This window comes from Paenibacillus sp. J22R160, from assembly GCF_059692135.1.
The window spans coordinates 21,078-37,247 of the sequence record NZ_JCAUAU010000006.1 but is presented as its reverse complement, the minus strand read 5'-3'; the positions used below and the strand labels follow the sequence as shown (position 1 = coordinate 37,247).

The window sequence follows — 16,170 nt, the reverse complement described above, 5'->3', positions numbered from 1 at the left end:
ATGTCTAGTCATCCTTTCGATTCGCTTTGAGATATGGTTTAGGATCAATGCTTTCCCCATTTTTGAGTACTTCATAATGAAGGTGGGGGCCAGTGCTGCGTCCTGTGGAGCCAACTAGGCCTATGGTACTACCCTTGACTACGTTGTCTCCATTATTGACAAGAATTTTATTTAAATGCATGTACCAAGTGCGTAGGCCCTTGGAATGCTCGATGACGATGTTATTGCCGTGATAAATATCCTTTCCGGTACTGACGACCTTTCCATCAGCGGTGGCGTAGACGGCATCATTCTCCCTGGCCCCGAAATCAATGCCGGAGTGAAAGCTCGGGCGATGCGTAAAGGGGTCGGTTCTATACCCAAACGTCGACGTGACGACCTTGATATTCGTCGGGTACAGCGTCGGCGTTATGGCGAGCAGGTGCTGTTTATCGGCAACCTTTTGTTTCGTTTCGGTTAAACTGGTTTGCAGTTCTTTCACTTCGCTGTTTAGCGCTGTAAAAGAGGCAGAAGTCTGCTCGCCAAGCTGCATAATCGCTTCCTGAGAAGCTGGATTAGGACTTCCGCCAATTCCGCTGATGGCGACAGGGGGAGTCTGTTCCTCCGTAGGTTTGTTATCGCTATTGGCTGCTGTACTGGCAACCGCTCTGCCGGTTGCGTTGGCATCGAGTCCGGCAATGGACTTGAGATCATTTTCGAATTTTTTCATTTCTTCGACTTGCGATTTCATCTGCTCCGCTTGCTGAGACAGTTGAATAACTTCATTTTGCAGCTGTTCAATTGCTTTGTCTTTCGAGGTTAAGGTGGCGTTCCATTGCTGGCTCGCTCCGCTAAGTTTAGCTTGCAGCGCATTGGCCTTTTTCGTGGTTTGCGCGTGCAGGGCGTACGTAATGAGGGTTATTAGGAGCAGCAGTGAAAAGCTGGCCCCTGCGATATAAGCGAATAAATGGGGTACTCGAAACCTGACGACCGATTGATTGGCATCTGGTATGATCACCAGCGTCAGTTTTTTGGGTTTCCATTTGAGCTTCATAAAGGCTAATTTGTCTCCTTGTCGTGGTTGAATTTGGTAAACTTTATCTAACAACATGATTCGTCATGATCCGATAAAAACCTTCCTTATACCTACTGGTCCTAGTCAAAATGAGTCGAAAGTAGGAAGGAATAGTGTCAGATATAATCGAATCTTCTTAATAATTACAGGTTAGACAGCAGATTTGGAGTGGAGGCACGCATGATTAAGCTTGCAGGTATTGATATTGGTAACGACAGCATTAAGCTGGTTCTCGATGGTTCCAGGGAACCTTTAGTCATCCCGAACATTATTGCGCCGGGTTACGAAAGGCATATTTTACAGGAAGAGGATTCCCCTTGGAAAGCGCTCGATGTCATGATTTACAGTCCCTCTCTTTCCCAGAGAAATCAGCGTTATTTCGTCGGTCAGCTTGCGCTGGAGCACGAAGACAACCTGGAGCTTGAAGACACCGATAATAAGGCGGTTTCGGATCAATCCCTCATTGTCGCGCTTACTGCGCTGGCCTACCAAGGTCTCGCCGCTCAAGCCTTCAACAGCGTCTACGGCTCAGTGGATGAAGTCGAGTATACGCTGGGAACGGGTTTGCCCGTTCGCGCATTCGCGAAGTACAATCAACAGTTCGAACAAAGATTGCTTGGCGAGCATGAAGTGACGTTTCTGTCCACACCGCAATTTCATAACCGCAAAATTAAAGTATCCATTCGCAAGGTCGCTGTTTCGATTGAAGGGGCCGCAGCTATTTTCCATCTGGCCACCCATGATAGTTTGCAAGTAAAGGACGAAGAAATTTACAACGGTTGTATCGGCGTTTGTGAAATTGGCGCGCTCACGACTGATTTCCCAGTTATTAAACGGATGGCGATTGATAATCATTTCAGTCATGGCGAGCAAATTGGCATCGCTACGTATCTTGATGCGATCATTCGCGATGTGGAAGATGCTTACAGTTATGTGTTTCCAAGCCGTGCCAAGCTCGTGCAGCGTATTAAGCAACGGGATTTCGCGATCCAATTGCTTGGCGAAGGTCAAGTGGACATACGGCCAATCGTGGATCAGCACTTCCGGCGCGCAGCTTTGCGCATGATCGAAATGATCAAAAAGCGCTGGCGTAAGTACCCCGACATTCAATGCTTCTATGTCATTGGCGGCGGCGCATCTGCCCTTAGACCCTACATCCAAGAGGCGGCAGGTTCACTTAAGTTACGTTTCGCAAATGAAAGCGAATTTCTCAATATGTACGGCTACCTGAAGGTGGCCAAAAGTCGGTTAAGCCAGGCAGTTCCTGTCTAAACCGAGCAAGCACCTGTGAAACCGGGTGCTTTTTTTTTATGCCCGATGTCATTTGCCGGCTTCCAATTGTTTCAGTTGGCTCACCTCCATATAAGTCGTGAGTGAGGTCAACAGCATGCAGATGGCGAAAATGATAGCGCAGGCGGTCCCGATGCTGGCATGGTATTTACTGAACATAAGTCCTACCATCAAACAAAGGGCTGCAAGGACGATTAACGCATTGCCTCCCCAAAGCCAGTGCTTGTACGAAAGCCGTTGACTGAGCTTGCCAATTTTCTGAGACGCTTGCACGCCAGAAGGCTGAGCGCCGGGCGAGTTATCTCTCGTATCCGTTTGATTGCCCAGCATGCGTTTCTTCCGGGCGGCGGCTATCAGGAGAATGGCCATCACCAAAGGCTGGTAGGCAAGAGCGAAGACTGGAGCGCTGTAGTTAGAGAACGTTAAGAGATCCGTTGTAGTTTTGAATGACAACAACGTTGTCATCACCATGAACAGTGCGACCGGCTTGTTGATCGTCGGGTAGTTACGCTTATCCAGGATGGCGGAGATACCCAGGAGAAGCGCCATATAGATCGCAATCATTTTACAAGCAACTGTGGGATACCAGATCATCAAGATGATGAGATCAACACGATCGAGAAAGTCGGTGACATGAATCGTTTGGACCAGATTGTACACGGGATACAAGAAATTTCCCGGCATCTTGGGTCCAAGAACGACCAGGGTTAAGAAAATCGCCATGGTGAGCAGGAAAATGCCGAGCAGTGATCCATGCCGGATGGAAGACCTGACTTGATTGGGGTTGCTCATCATATGAAGAAAGGCGCCAAGAATGAAGATGTCTCCTGCACTGCCAATTGTGAGCAAAGAGCTTGCGGCTACACGATCCAGAGGCATCGTCATCGCGGGTGTAACAAGTCGGAAGTAAAGCTCGTTAGACAGCAAGAGCGGCATGCTCAGTATGGTAATGACAAAGAGCGGGTAGAACAAATCATTCACCCGGGCAATGACTTCCACGCTGCTTTTGCCAAAATAAATCAGCAATAGGCAAGGCAGCAAAGTTAATATTTCAAGCGGTGTGTTGTGAAGCAAGAGCGTTGTACTAAAACGTGAGACAGATGAAATATCGCGCATCACAATTTGCCAGAAATGAAACAGCATAATCAGATTAATGACAGTACCGCCAAAACGGCCCAGCACTTCCTGTGCAATTTCGAAAATATTCTTTTGCGGATAGAGTTTGGTGATGTAGCCAAAAAAGCTCGCCACCCCGAAAACATAGAAAACAGATGGTAAGTAACTGTACCAGGCATCCATCTGTGAAACGCGTATCAGCACATTTTGCAAGGTGAGAATCCCTCCGCTTGTGATGACAGAAGAAGCCAGCCAGGAGAGTTGTCGCTGATTGATCACTTGTTTTCTATCCATGGTGAATTCCGCCCTTTTCCCTGTAATTCCTTAGCCCTTAGATGCCCAACATTCGTGCAAACCAAGGGGAAACTGTATGAATAAAGAAACGCGAAGGCATGGGGATTTTCCAATGCAAGTACTTGCTGAAGAAGAGGCCTAAGGTGAGAAAAGTGAAAAACCCATAGGTGATCTTGATCGAGCCTTTCTCTTGTCTCAGCATCCTGCGATCGATGAGCAGCGAACCTGCCATTGTAACCAGAAAACATAACATGAATATGCCGTTCATACGTTACAACCCCTCATTGATAACATTTTTGTTGATCAGGCCCGTTTCTTCAATGGAGGCATTGACCTGAATACGGAACTCCGCATCTTTGAAATAAGCCTCCCAGTTCGCTTCTATGCCCTTGCTCCATGCATTCGGATGACTTCGCCAAACGATCAAACCAAGCTGGGCAGAGTCCGTTCCTTCTTTTTTCATTTGCTTAATCGCCGCTTGGATAGATTTACTGACTTGCTCCGCTAATTGCTTTTCAACCTTTCGCATCACGGCGGCTTTGTTCAGATCCAAATTCGATAGATCCTCTCGAACAGAGCCGTTTGCGTCGATGAGTATATCGAAGACGACCTTGTCATCTTCAAGCTTTGGTCTGATTTGTGTTTGACCTTTCGTCACCGTAATGGAAATTTCATCGCCTTCCTCTGTTGGGAAGGTAAGCAGATGTTCTTTGACTTGGTTTCTAAGCCACATGAGCCCTTCGGCCTCGTGTTTCTTGTAAATGCCAACCAGGCGGTCGCCCTTGAATTGGCCATACCCGATCATTTGGATTTCATGGGAAGGCTCCTTGGAACCTTGCGATTCCCTTGGCTCCAAATAAGTCAGAATCGGATCGCTGTTGAAGCTTAGGGTCATGCCAATGTCCTTGGTGGAAGTAGCTAAGGACTGCCTAGACTTCGTCAGCTCCCGAATGACTTCAGCCGGGAACCGTTCGAATCTCGGTTCGGCATTCAGCAGGTCATAGCCCTTACCTTTGGTTATGACCAAGAAGGATGTCATCCGGCTCTCAGGTGAGCGTGGAACGGTGTCGAAGATCACGCCAATACCCTTCTTAGCCAGTTTCTCCCCAATAACGATCGTCCTCCGATGGGAGAGAAACAATCGGCGGGACATGCGCATCTGCAGCCGGCTAGTCGCTTCGCGCATCGTCGTCCCGACATCCGAGTCGATGTAGTAGCTCTTGCCGCCAGCGGTGCCCCCGCCTCCGCCGCTGGCTCCGCCCATGGATCCGGGGAGGGGCAGCATATAGGAGACACGAAATTTGCCGTCATCCTCTAGATCGAGGGAGGAGGTGAGAACAAACGCGATATCGTTGGTTTCAGTTCGATCCCAGCAGCCTGTCAGGCAGACAAGTAGGAGGGGGAGCGGTAAGAGCTGACATAGCCGTCTAGGATGAACCATTCTGATTGCCCTCCTCACTGGAGTGATGCTTATGCTGGATAGAGCTTCCGTCTAGGCCTCCGTCCTGCTTGATCTGTTGACTGAGCTTGTCATCCATGCGCTGAGCATCTTGAACGGGCAGGAATTCCGGACGTTTCTCCATCTGCCACCAAGGGGCGCGAATGAATACATCCTTGATATCGCCCGAGGATAGAGGTCCAATCGGTGATAAGTAGGGCACGCCGAAGGAGCGTAGATTCGCCATATGTCCAATCAAAATCATCAACGAGAAGAAGATGCCATAGAAGCCGAACAGCGCTCCCGCGAAAAGGATAGGGAAACGCAGCATGCGAATGGCGATGGCCCCGTTAAAACGAGGGATTGTAAAGGAAGCAATCCCGGTAATGGAAACGACGATAACCATTGGCGCCGAAACGATCCCTGCTTGCACAGCAGCCTGTCCGACGACTAGCGCCCCTAAGATGGAAACCGCGGAGCCCACGGCTTTGGGTAAGCGGATGCCAGCTTCGCGCAGTGCTTCGAACGTGATCTCCATGATGAAAGCCTCAACGACAGCAGGAAACGGAATGGCTTCTCTGGATGCAGCGACGCTTAGCATTAATGTCGTTGGTAGTAGTTCTTGATGGAACGTCGTTATCGCGACGTACAAAGCGGGTGTCGTCAACGATAAGAAAACGAAAACATAGCGAAGCATCCTTAGGAGAGAGCCAATTTGGAACCGCTCATAGTAGTCCTCGGCTGTTTGCATCGTTTGGATGAAAACGAAAGGAACGATGAGCGCAAACGGCGTGCCGTCCGTGAGGATGGTCACCCGTCCCTGCAGCAATGCCCCGGCCACAACGTCGGGCCGCTCCGTATACTGCATCTGCGGAAAGGGGGAGTACGCATTGTCTTGTATCAGTTCTTCAATCATGCCGGACTCCAGAATGGCGTCGATCTTGATGAGCTCGAGCCGTTTGACGACCTCCTCGACAAGCGAGGGCATCGCCAAGTCATCCATGTAACAGATGACGAGATTGGTGTTGCTCTCTTTGCCGACGCACATGGATTTCATCTTCAGCCTGGGCGTCTTCAGCTTGCGGCGGATCATCGAGGTGTTCGTGCGAATGCTCTCCACGAACCCCTCCTTCGGTCCGCGCACGACAGTCTCCGTCTCCGGCTCTGCGACGGAGCGCTTTTCTGTTCCGCGGATGCCGAGCAGGATGGACTTGGCGTTTCCTTCGACGAGCAGGGCGGCATCCCCGCCCAGCACGGAAACGAGCAAGTCTCCGTAATTATCCGAGATCTGTGTTTGGGAGACGGGGAGTATGACGCCTGCAATGCGCTCGATGGACGTTTCGCCGCCGCCAAGCAGCATCAACGATTTCATCGTGTCATTCAGCAGTTGGGTGTTCGTGAGCCCGTCAACGAATAACAGAAGTGCGGGAATGTTCGGCTCAATTTCAAATTGGCGAACTACGACATCGGAGCAGTCCTGGAAAATGGCTTTGATGAAGGCATGATTATCATCCAATAATAGAGAGAGCGGTGTTTTCTTCAACTCTTCGATGAATTGATAGTCCAGCGAATCATGTAGTTCTTTTTGCTCGCCACTGGAATCCTCCTGCTTGTTTGATGTGCGCTTGCGCAGGATACTCTTCATCAATGGATTGGATGTTTTGACCATGCGAATGGCACCTCCTGCCAGAATGATCGTAGGAATGCGTTTATTATTCTCTGCGAAATGAAGGATTTTATTACGAAAGTTGGAAAATTTTATTGGGTCCATGACTTGAAGGCAGATCAGTATAGAGGGGAAGCCCTTGGCAAAAGCTAACGTGACAAGGAAATGGAAGGATGTTTTTCGTGCTGGGAAGAGGGGGTGAAGCTCGTGATTTGGGTTGTTTGTGTACTGCTTCTTTTCATTTTTCAGACGGCTACGATACTGATCGGTGAGTACAAACGACCCGCTAAGACGGTGGCTTGGCTGTTCGTTTTATTTGTTTTCCCAATCATCGGCTTCATCATGTACTATTTCTTGGCGAAGGAATACACGCAGCGCAAAACGGTTCGACGCAAAGGGCGACGTAGAAGTTCTGAAACCAGACACCAATGGGTGGGCATGGGAAACCATAACAAGGAGGGCGTAGAGGAGCCCCATTACCAACTCTTCGAGGACTCGCGGCTCTCCGGCTTGCTTCACAACATTCCGGGCTCGGCTATTTCGCCGAACAATCGGGTGGAGGTACTGAGAAATGCAGATATCACATATGAGGAGATGCTGAAGGCAATTGAGAAGGCCGAGAAGCATATTCATTTTGAATTTTATACGATTCGGCATGATGAAACAGGCATCAGATTTCAAGAGGCGCTCATTCGCAAAGCGATGCAGGGGGTGAAGGTCCGAGTCATTTATGACGGAATCGGTTCCTACTCGCTTCGGGCAGCTTACATAAACAGATTTAAACAGGCGGGGATTGAGATCCATCCCTTTCTCAGACCACTGATTGCTTTTTTCGATAAACGAATGAATTACCGTAATCACCGTAAAATCATCGTCATCGACGGATTGGTCGGTTTTGTCGGCGGGATTAACATCGGAGATGAATATCTGGGGGGTGACCCCAAGCTTGGTTTCTGGCGGGATACGCATCTTATGCTGCATGGCGACTCGGTGTATTATTTGCAAACTACTTTCATGACCGATTGGCTGTTCGTAAGCGGGGAGCGATTGGCTGAAGATTCGCTGTTTCCAGAGCATCATGAATCGAAGACTTCCTTGGTTCAGGTTATTTCAAGCGGTCCAGATGCTTACTGGGATGCGATTCAGGAGATGTTTTTCGCGGGGATTGTCGCCGCTAAGAAGCGGGTATATATGACGACGCCCTACTTTATTCCGGATGCGAGCATTACGATGGCGCTCAAAACGGCCGTCCTCAGCGGTGTGGATGTCCGCATTATCCTTCCGTACAAAGCAGACTCCCGGATCGTGCAATATGCCTCCCGCTCTTACTTGCTGGAGCTTATGCAGGCTGGGGTTCAGATCTACCTCTATCGCAAAGGATTCATGCATGCCAAGGTCATGATCGTCGATCAAATGATGGCTACAGTAGGAACCGCAAATGTGGATATGCGCAGCTTCTTTAGCAATTTTGAATTGAATGCCGTCATGTTTAATCAGGACGTGATTGATCGTCTAGAAGCAGACTTTTGGATGGATTTAAAAGAAAGCGATGAACTGAAATTATCCGAGTTTGAGCAAAGGTCGCGGATGGAGAAGGGGAAAGAAGTGATTGCCCGACTGTTATCTCCTTTATTCTAAAAAGTAGTTCTAATTGGAACTACTAACTCAGTCGGGCTAAAATTGCGTCAAGATTTTGGAGGGGAACCCCTTCAATCAAGTCGCCGTACTTCCTTAATCGGTCGAGAACCGTATGTAAATTGAATTCACGAGGGCTAGGACGCAGTTCAACCTCTTTCCATAACAGGGGAGTGGAGACGGACGCGTCTTTTTTGGCGCGAGGGGTATAGGGAGCAGATAGCGTTTTCCCGTACCAATGCTGAAGGTAGTCGATATAGATTTTATCCCCGCGGTTTTTCTTAAAGCGCTCGATCGTAAACAGATTCGGGTAGATTTTGACAACGTAAGAGGCGATGAAATAACCGATTTTCCGCAGCTGCTCGAACGTGTAGCCAGGTTGAATTGGAATATAAATTTGAACGCCTGTGGCGCCGGATGTTTTGGCAATGGACTGAATATGCAGGGAGTCCAGCACTTCGCCGATAATATGAGCAGCTTCCATAATGCGCGGCTCTTCCTCGAGCGTGGGGTCGATATCAATCAGCCATTCTGCCGGCAGCGTATCTCCAATGTGGTGAAAGGAGGGATGGAACTCCAGGCAAGCCAGATTCCCCAGCCATAGAAGTGTAGATAAAGAGTCCAAATTAACGTATTGAATGCCATCGAGCGGAGCCAGCTTCACGAAGCTAGGTACCGGATCGGGGGCGTTTTTTTGATAAAAGGACTTTTGATCATACCCGTTAGGGAAACGGATGGTCGTCAAGTGCCGGTTGCGGCAGTAACGCAGCAGATAAGGAGCCAGCTCGGATAATTTGGAGAGATAATCTCCTTTGGTTATGCCTGCTTCAGGCCATAGAAGCTTATTAGGATTAGTGATTGTCAGCTCATGCCCTTCCACAAGCAGTGTCCCTTTGGTTGTGACCGCCATGGCAATATCCCTCCTGCACTTTGTTTAGTTCTGATTATTCCCTCTAGGACGAGTTCTCAAACTTTTACGGAAATTCAATCTCCGAAGTGGTTGACAAAAGACGCCTAATCAATCATAATAATAAAAGTAAGTAACAAATAGTAAGTAACATATGAAGTGGAAGAAGATGCTGTTTTGTTATTAAATAGTATTTATATACCAAACAAAACCACATGTGATGGAGGAGATTTTATATGAGTAACGCAGTAGAAAAAAGCAATGCTTTTCTGAAGGCTGTCAAAGAAAGACGTACGTATTATGGATTAAGCAAAGGTACTGTCATTTCCAATGAGCGCATCCAAGAGATTGTAAACGAGGCTGTGAAATATACACCTTCCGCTTTTAACTCACAAAGTGCTAGAGTTGTTGTCTTGTTCGGTGATCAGTCCGATAAATTATGGAGCATTACCAAAGAAACTTTGAGAAAAATCGTTCCTGCAGGCAGCTTTGCGCCAACAGAAGAAAGAATTAACGGCTTCAGCAATGGTTCCGGCACTGTTCTTTTCTTCGAAGATCAAACCGTAGTGGAAGGTCTTCAAGCTCAGTTCGCTGCTTATGCCGACAACTTCCCAATTTGGTCCAACCAATCTTCAGGTATGCTGCAGCTCGTGATCTGGACAGCGCTTGAGCAAGAAGGTCTTGGAGCATCCTTACAGCACTACAACCCGCTCATTAACGATGAAGTTGCTCAAACATGGAATCTTCCAAGCGAGTGGAAGCTGATTGCACAAATGCCTTTCGGCAAACCAACTTTTGTTCCTGGTGACAAAGAGTTTCAACCTCTTGAAGATCGCGTAAGATTTATCTAATCATAAATGGTTGCGTGCTGGCCCCTTTCATTGTCAGAAGACAGTGAAGGGGGTTTTTTAATTTTTTTTGAAAATAAGCAAACCGCCCTTGTCTACGCTTCGTTACCTTAAGTAGCAAAAATAAGGAGGAGTCATCGCGCATGGTTAATGTGAAAAAAGTAATCGTATCTTCCCTCGTGTTATTAGGTTTAGCAGCAGGCGCTACGGCTTTATCGGCCGCGGCGGCGGAACCGCTGAACGTGAAATCCGAAACGGATATTGCGGGAGATTTGGGCATTCTGCAAGGAGACGGCAGCGGCTTGACCGCGGAATACTTGAATAAATCGACGACAAGACTGCAAGCGGCGGTTATGTCTTTGAGGTTGAAAGGCTTGGAATCCGAGGCGCTGACGTATAGCGGGACTGCGAACTTCAAGGATGCTAGCGGTGTTTCCAAGGAGAATCAAGCGATACTTGGCTATTTGAAAGCGCATCCTGCTCTAGGCTGGCAGGGAACAGGCAGCGATAATTTCGAGCCTATGGCTAGTATCACAGCGCAGCAGTATTACAAAGTTTTGTTAGAATCCCTTGGCTACGGGCAAGGCACTGATTTCCAATACGATGATGTCATTACTTTTGCAGCCAAAAATGGCTTGTCCAAGATTGCCAGCGTGAAGTCATTCAAGAACCTACATATCGCGACCGCTACTCTTGAGGCGTTAAAAGCGCCAATCAAAGGATCGACCAAAACGCTGGCGGTAGACTTAAGCGACAAGGGTAAAATTAGTGCGAGTAAGCTTACCATACTCGATACTCCGGCACTTAGCTTGAAGATGAGCGATGCTTTAGGGAGCTTTTTAACAGATGCCAAAGGGATGACTTTATACTACTTCACCAAGGATGTAGCAGATGTTAATTCTTGCGTGGGTGCTTGTTTGGCTAGTTGGCCAATATACAATGCCAACAACTTTACGGTTCCAGCTGAGTTCAGCGCGGCGGACTTTGCGGTTTTCACACGTGCTGACGGCAAAGATCAACTCACTTACAAAGGTTGGCCGCTGTATTACTTCGCGAAGGATCAGAAACCGGGAGACACGGTTGGCGATAATGTAGGCAAGGTTTGGTTCGTCATTAAGCCTTCGAATGGTGGAATCGCGATCGGCACGAAGCCCGATCTTGGCAATTATTTGACCGATGCTCGCGGCATGGCGTTGTATTACTATGATAAAGACACGAAAGGCGTAAGCAATTGCTCAGGCAAGTGCTTGGAGAAATGGCCTGTTTTCTACTCAAATGCAATTTCTGCTCCTACTGGAGTGAATTCAGCCGATTTCGGCACATTGGTTCGCGCGGACGGCAGCCTGCAAACGACTTACAAAGGATTCCCGCTTTACTACTGGGTCGATGACAAGAAAATGGGCGACACAACCGGACAGGACGTTGGTCATGTCTGGTACGTGATTGATCCTGTGAAATTCAGCGGGACCAAAGCTGTGAATGCCTCTGTAAAAACAAGCAAATCCGATGCGCTAGGCACCTATTTAGTTGATCAAAACGGGATGGCCCTGTACTTGTTTACCAAAGATAAAGCAGACCCTAACTCCTGTGTAGGTCCTTGTTTGGTAAATTGGCCAATCTTCTACGACGAGAACCTGACGGTCTCCTCGGATCTTGCGGCAAGTGACTTCGGTGTTCTTACACGAGCTGACGGGAAAAAGCAAAGCACCTACAAAGGCTGGCCGCTTTACTACTGGGTGAAGGATCATCTCCCTGGTGAAACGACGGGACAAAATGTAGGCAAGGTCTGGTTCGTGCTTGATCCGGCCAAAACCGAAGCAAGATAAACTGATAAGATATCCCGCTCCGGCATGCTGGCAGGCTCAGCAGTGCCGGGGTTTTCTTTTTCTATAAATCTATTGCCAAGACAACATGAGGGAGATAAGGTAGTAGTATTAACTTTATTTCGACTCGGAGTGTGCCGAATATGCGAAATCGAACGGATGCCGAACTCATGAAGTTGGTCTTGAGTAAACACCATCCTGCGTTGGAAGAACTTTACGATCGTTATGCGAAGCTAGTGTATTCCTTTGCGCTGAAATCTCTGAAGGAAGAACAAGCGGCTAGAGAAATTGTTCAGCTTGTTTTTACGCGTCTTTGGACGACGGAGAAGGGCTATGACGCAAGCAAAGGCGGATATGTGAATTGGATCATTACCGTTACGCGGAATATAACGATTGATTATTTAAGGAAGAAACGTAGCCTTGAGCAAGTCATCCGTTTCGAACCTAGAGAATGGGAACATACCCTTGTTTCTGATGCTCCAGATCCTGAGTCCGTTATCTCGCGAAAATGGATTGGGGAACAAATTCACGAGGCTTATGTGCATTTGTCCGAGAGTCAGATTCAATTGATCGATATGATGTATTGGCAAGGCTATTCTTTAAGCGAGATTGCCACTCGAACAAACGAACCGGTCGGCACGATCAAGAGCCGTTTGCATCAATGTTTAAAAATACTTCGTAAGCACCTGACATCACTGAGGGAGGGATGACGTCATGAAAGAACATGAAACTGTCGATTGCAATAACTTGGTCAACTATTTGACTGGGGATTGCACAGAGCTAGAACGCGCGGCTTTCGAGCGTCATCTACGAACTTGTGCCAGCTGCCGCGAAGAATTAAGGGACCTGCAGGATGTTTGGCAGGCTTTGCCTTTTGAAATGGAAGAAGTGGAAGTGCCATCAGATTTGAAACAGCAGGTCATGCAGTCCATCCTGCCACCTAAGCTCAAGGCGATAAAAAACAAGAAAAAACGTTCGTTCAAGTGGATATACGGATTATCGGCTGCTATTATCTTAGGGTTGGCTGTGGGGATATGGTGGAATGGTCAACCGAAGAATTCAGCGCTTTCAGCGAACCCAGGCTTAAGTGAGCCTGCGGAAATCATGCATACGTTCCAATTAAAGTCCGTAGAGAGTACAATGCCAGCTGCTTCAGGAACGGCATGGGTGCTTCAGAACGGCGATGTCCACAACGTGGTCATTAATTTGCAAGGACTTCAAGAGACAAAAGGGGACACCGCGTACCAGGTTTGGTTCAACCGAAACGGCAAGCGGTATAACTGTGGAACGCTCCGCGTTGATGAGAAAGGCACAGGCGTGCTGACTTACAGCATTCCGGTAAAGGGCAAGGATTTCCAGATCGATTCCTTCGGCGTTACGCTTGAACCCGATCCCAATGGGTTGCAGCCGCGCGGGAAGAAGATATTGGGGACTTCCTAAATGGACGCAAACGAATACGCTGCTTTGTGAACTGGTTCACGGTGCAGCGTATTCGTTTTTTTGGTGTGGAAGCGTGCCGATGCGAATCCTTCGTATTTTACCGAAATAGCGTCCTGTAGTTCCTCTCCTGTGGAGGCGGTATCGGGAACGGGAATTCCTTGACAAGGCGGGGCAAATTTCAGATGATGGCTTAAAATACCAAGGTCAGCCTTGGCCGAATCTTTTCCAGTAAGGAGATTGAAACCGTGTTGTTATCCATATTGATCTTTGTTGTTGCAGGGCTAGCAGAAATTGGCGGGGGTTATCTCGTTTGGTTATGGCTGCGAGAGTCCAAGCCTTTATGGTACGGTATCGTGGGCAGTATCATCCTCATCGTATATGGGATTATTCCAACCTTGCAGAGCTTCCCCTCGTTCGGGCGGGTGTACGCAGCTTATGGCGGAGTATTCATCATACTTGCCGTGTTATGGGGATGGGTCATCGACAAAAAAACACCTGATCTTTACGACTGGACCGGTGCCGTTGTCTGTGTCATAGGTGTTTCTATCATGTTATGGGCGCCTCGAGGTTAGGGGAGACTTATGCCTGCATCAATGGGCAAGCTTTGATTTATCATGCTTGCGCTTCCAGCCGAGCAGCAACATCGCAATAAGCGCCCCTGTTAAACCGAGTCCCATATCTTTTTCTGAATCAAAGACATCCCCTTGCATACCGACATACGCCTCGCCAGCTTGGCCAGCCACATAGGCAGCCCCCATTTCTATGATTTCGAAAAAGGAACTGAACCCGAAAACGACCGCCACTGGCATCGCATAGGACCACAAGCCACTCATCCCGCCGACACGGTTTAGCCATTCACGGACAGGGTATACCCATAGCAGCCCGAACAGGAGATGCACAACCCGATCATAGTAGCTTCGATGGGTATGTAAGGCAGCCTTCAACCAAACGTCGAATGGGGTGCCTTGATAGGTATAATGAGCTCCGTAGGTATGAAAGCATAAGAAGATAAAGATGAACAAATAGGACAATTGAGAGAAGAAAATCTTTTATACGTGAAAAGAAGGACAAGTATGACAGAGACGAGCAGTACATTCTCCATCAGCCACTGCATACGATCCGTTGGTGAGATAGCCATAAACATCCAGTACACGGCAAACACGGCGAGCATAACGTACAAAGGCCACTGCTTTTTACCCATAAGGATCACCTTCACCTCTTTACTACTTAAATAGCAAATACGCTTATTCTTATAGTGTGGACATAAATGCAAACGTCATGCAGTCCCTAGGTAATAACCTTCAACCACACATATAGACCAAGCAAAGTGATAAACAGGGTAGGGATCGTAAGGATGATGCCGATTCTAAAATAAGTGCCCCATGTGATGGTTACCCCTTTTTTCGAAAGAACATGGAGCCAAAGCAGTGTCGCCAGCGACCCGATGGGTGTCATTTTAGGTCCCAAATCAGAGCCAATCACGTTGGCATAAATGAGAGCTTCTCGAATCGGGCCGTCTGTCTCAGTGCCATTAATAGCGAGTGCGCCAATCAATACGGTCGGCAGATTATTCATAATCGAGGAGAGAATCGCTGACAGGAACCCCATGCCTATCGAGGCGGCCAACAGACCGTGCCCCGAAATGACTTCAATTAATTCTCCCAACGCATTGGTTAAGCCGGTATTTTTTAAGCCATATACGACAACATACATGCCAATTGAAAAAAAAAGGATAGCCCAAGGGGCGTCTTTGACGATCTGCTTTGTTTGGATGACCTTACTGCCGCGGGCGAGCAGAGTGAAAACGAGCGCAGCGATTCCTACAATAAAGGAAACAGGGATTTTAACGAATCCGCTTGCCAAATACGCCGCTAACAGGACGCCTAGAATGACCCAGGAAAGTCGGAAAAGTACAAGATCTTTAATAGCGGCTGATGGTTGTTTGAGATGAGTCTCGTCATAATCCGCAGGAATATCTTTTCTGAAATACAGATAAAGCACCAGCAGGCTTGCTCCTAATGAAAAAAGGCTAGTGACGAACATGCGGCTCGCATAGGTGGTAAAGTCAATATTGAAAAAGTCTGCTGAAACAATATTCACCAAGTTGCTGACAACGAATGGAATGGAAGTTGTATCCGCGATAAAACCGCTTGCCATGATGAACGGGAGAATCATTTTATCCGGAAATTTTAAAGCCCGGACCATCGCCAGAACAATTGGCGTCAAGATGAGCGCCCCACCGTCATTGGCAAAGAAGGCAGAAACCGCGGCTCCCAGCAGGATGACGTAAATGAACATGCGTTTGCCGTTCCCTTTGGCCATGCGCGCCATATGGAGGGCTGCCCATTCAAAGAACCCTATGTTATCTAGGATTAGAGAAATCAATATAATGCCGATAAAAGCCAGTGTCGCATTCCAAACGAACCCTGTAACTGTGGCGACATCCTGCAGGGAAACAACCTGACAAATAAGCGCCAATATAGCGCCTGCCGAAGCGGAGTATCCAATATTTAGTCCCCGTGGCTGCCAGATGACGAATGTAATCGTAAGTAAAAAAATAAGGACTGCTAGATAAATCATGTGTTCCTCCCTACTCGGATTTCTTCAACATTTTCATAGTTCCTTTATCATTTGTCAATGCTTAAATCAAAAGATTTGA

The 16,170-nt window shown here is 48.0% G+C and carries 14 protein-coding genes and 1 pseudogene; 7 read left to right on the top strand and 8 right to left on the bottom strand.

Annotated elements, in window-relative coordinates; translation table 11 throughout:
* Positions 1 to 4: 4 nt before the first annotated feature.
* The gene (locus tag AC58UW_RS15570; protein WP_497421560.1) at positions 5 to 1,090 is read right to left on the bottom strand and encodes a M23 family metallopeptidase; all 1,086 of its coding nucleotides are present in this window, start codon (positions 1,088 to 1,090) and stop codon (positions 5 to 7) included.
* 144 nt (positions 1,091 to 1,234) lie between these two features.
* On the opposite strand from AC58UW_RS15570, the gene AC58UW_RS15565 reads away from it, so the two are divergent.
* On the top strand, positions 1,235 to 2,326 hold the full coding sequence (locus AC58UW_RS15565; RefSeq protein ID WP_497421559.1) for a ParM/StbA family protein: 1,092 nt from the start codon (positions 1,235 to 1,237) through the stop codon (positions 2,324 to 2,326).
* A gap of 48 nt (positions 2,327 to 2,374) precedes the next feature.
* On the opposite strand, the gene AC58UW_RS15560 is transcribed toward AC58UW_RS15565, so the two are convergent.
* From AC58UW_RS15560 to AC58UW_RS15545, 4 genes are read right to left on the bottom strand one after another with little or no spacing between them, the layout of a single operon-like run.
* A complete protein-coding gene (locus AC58UW_RS15560; RefSeq protein WP_497421558.1) occupies positions 2,375 to 3,754 on the bottom strand; it encodes a GerAB/ArcD/ProY family transporter in 1,380 nt (459 codons plus the stop codon).
* Between the two features lie 37 nt (positions 3,755 to 3,791).
* A complete protein-coding gene (locus AC58UW_RS15555; protein WP_497421557.1) occupies positions 3,792 to 4,022 on the bottom strand; it encodes a hypothetical protein in 231 nt (76 codons plus the stop codon).
* 3 nt (positions 4,023 to 4,025) lie between these two features.
* The gene (locus AC58UW_RS15550; RefSeq protein WP_497421556.1) at positions 4,026 to 5,195 is read right to left on the bottom strand and encodes a Ger(x)C family spore germination protein; all 1,170 of its coding nucleotides are present in this window, start codon (positions 5,193 to 5,195) and stop codon (positions 4,026 to 4,028) included.
* Entirely contained in the window at positions 5,182 to 6,861 is a 1,680-nt protein-coding gene (locus AC58UW_RS15545; RefSeq protein ID WP_497421555.1) for a spore germination protein, read from the bottom strand. The genes AC58UW_RS15550 and AC58UW_RS15545 overlap by 14 nt, the downstream gene beginning before the upstream one ends.
* A 204-nt stretch (positions 6,862 to 7,065) precedes the next feature.
* Between AC58UW_RS15545 and cls the strand changes: the two genes are divergently transcribed.
* On the top strand, positions 7,066 to 8,496 hold the full coding sequence (gene cls / locus AC58UW_RS15540) for a cardiolipin synthase (protein ID WP_497421554.1): 1,431 nt from the start codon (positions 7,066 to 7,068) through the stop codon (positions 8,494 to 8,496).
* A 22-nt stretch (positions 8,497 to 8,518) separates the two neighbouring features.
* Here the strand turns inward: cls and ligD are convergent, their stop codons facing one another.
* Positions 8,519 to 9,403, bottom strand: a complete 885-nt coding sequence (gene ligD, locus AC58UW_RS15535) for a non-homologous end-joining DNA ligase (RefSeq protein WP_497421553.1) — start codon at positions 9,401 to 9,403, stop codon at positions 8,519 to 8,521.
* 233 nt (positions 9,404 to 9,636) lie between these two features.
* On the opposite strand from ligD, the gene AC58UW_RS15530 reads away from it, so the two are divergent.
* The 5 genes from AC58UW_RS15530 (at position 9,637) to AC58UW_RS15510 (ending at position 14,083) form a co-directional block, all read left to right on the top strand.
* Entirely contained in the window at positions 9,637 to 10,251 is a 615-nt protein-coding gene (locus tag AC58UW_RS15530) for a nitroreductase family protein (protein WP_497421552.1), read from the top strand.
* A gap of 140 nt (positions 10,252 to 10,391) precedes the next feature.
* Complete coding sequence (locus AC58UW_RS15525; protein WP_497421551.1) at positions 10,392 to 12,074, top strand: hypothetical protein; 1,683 nt, start codon at positions 10,392 to 10,394, stop codon at positions 12,072 to 12,074.
* Between the two features lie 140 nt (positions 12,075 to 12,214).
* Complete coding sequence (locus AC58UW_RS15520; RefSeq protein WP_497421550.1) at positions 12,215 to 12,781, top strand: sigma-70 family RNA polymerase sigma factor; 567 nt, start codon at positions 12,215 to 12,217, stop codon at positions 12,779 to 12,781.
* Positions 12,782 to 12,785: 4 nt separating this feature from the next.
* Positions 12,786 to 13,511 (top strand): anti-sigma factor domain-containing protein, encoded by a 726-nt coding sequence (locus AC58UW_RS15515; protein ID WP_497421549.1) that lies wholly within the window; start codon positions 12,786 to 12,788, stop codon positions 13,509 to 13,511.
* Positions 13,512 to 13,756: 245 nt separating this feature from the next.
* Positions 13,757 to 14,083: a YnfA family protein gene (locus tag AC58UW_RS15510; RefSeq protein WP_407869546.1), complete on the top strand. Its 327-nt coding sequence runs from the start codon at positions 13,757 to 13,759 to the stop codon at positions 14,081 to 14,083.
* 18 nt (positions 14,084 to 14,101) lie between these two features.
* Here AC58UW_RS15510 and AC58UW_RS15505 read toward each other — a convergent pair.
* A pseudogene (locus tag AC58UW_RS15505) lies at positions 14,102 to 14,649 on the bottom strand (DUF2238 domain-containing protein).
* Between the two features lie 149 nt (positions 14,650 to 14,798).
* Positions 14,799 to 16,091, bottom strand: a complete 1,293-nt coding sequence (locus tag AC58UW_RS15500; protein ID WP_497421548.1) for an arsenic transporter — start codon at positions 16,089 to 16,091, stop codon at positions 14,799 to 14,801.
* Positions 16,092 to 16,170 lie beyond the last annotated feature (79 nt).

Excerpts from the sequence above, each read along its gene's own strand:
- AC58UW_RS15530 (WP_497421552.1), top strand. The coding sequence starts at position 9,637 with ATGAGTAACGCAGTAGAAAAAAGCAATGCTTTTCTGAAGGCTGTCAAA.
- AC58UW_RS15565 (WP_497421559.1), top strand. The coding sequence starts at position 1,235 with ATGATTAAGCTTGCAGGTATTGATATTGGTAACGACAGCATTAAGCTG.
- AC58UW_RS15525 (WP_497421551.1), top strand. The coding sequence starts at position 10,392 with ATGGTTAATGTGAAAAAAGTAATCGTATCTTCCCTCGTGTTATTAGGT.
- AC58UW_RS15515 (WP_497421549.1), top strand. The coding sequence starts at position 12,786 with ATGAAAGAACATGAAACTGTCGATTGCAATAACTTGGTCAACTATTTG.
- AC58UW_RS15500 (WP_497421548.1), bottom strand. The coding sequence starts at position 16,091 with ATGATTTATCTAGCAGTCCTTATTTTTTTACTTACGATTACATTCGTC.
- AC58UW_RS15555 (WP_497421557.1), bottom strand. The coding sequence starts at position 4,022 with ATGAACGGCATATTCATGTTATGTTTTCTGGTTACAATGGCAGGTTCG.
- AC58UW_RS15560 (WP_497421558.1), bottom strand. The coding sequence starts at position 3,754 with ATGGATAGAAAACAAGTGATCAATCAGCGACAACTCTCCTGGCTGGCT.
- ligD (WP_497421553.1), bottom strand. The coding sequence starts at position 9,403 with ATGGCGGTCACAACCAAAGGGACACTGCTTGTGGAAGGGCATGAGCTG.
- AC58UW_RS15550 (WP_497421556.1), bottom strand. The coding sequence starts at position 5,195 with ATGGTTCATCCTAGACGGCTATGTCAGCTCTTACCGCTCCCCCTCCTA.
- AC58UW_RS15545 (WP_497421555.1), bottom strand. The coding sequence starts at position 6,861 with ATGGTCAAAACATCCAATCCATTGATGAAGAGTATCCTGCGCAAGCGC.
- AC58UW_RS15520 (WP_497421550.1), top strand. The coding sequence starts at position 12,215 with ATGCGAAATCGAACGGATGCCGAACTCATGAAGTTGGTCTTGAGTAAA.
- AC58UW_RS15570 (WP_497421560.1), bottom strand. The coding sequence starts at position 1,090 with ATGTTGTTAGATAAAGTTTACCAAATTCAACCACGACAAGGAGACAAA.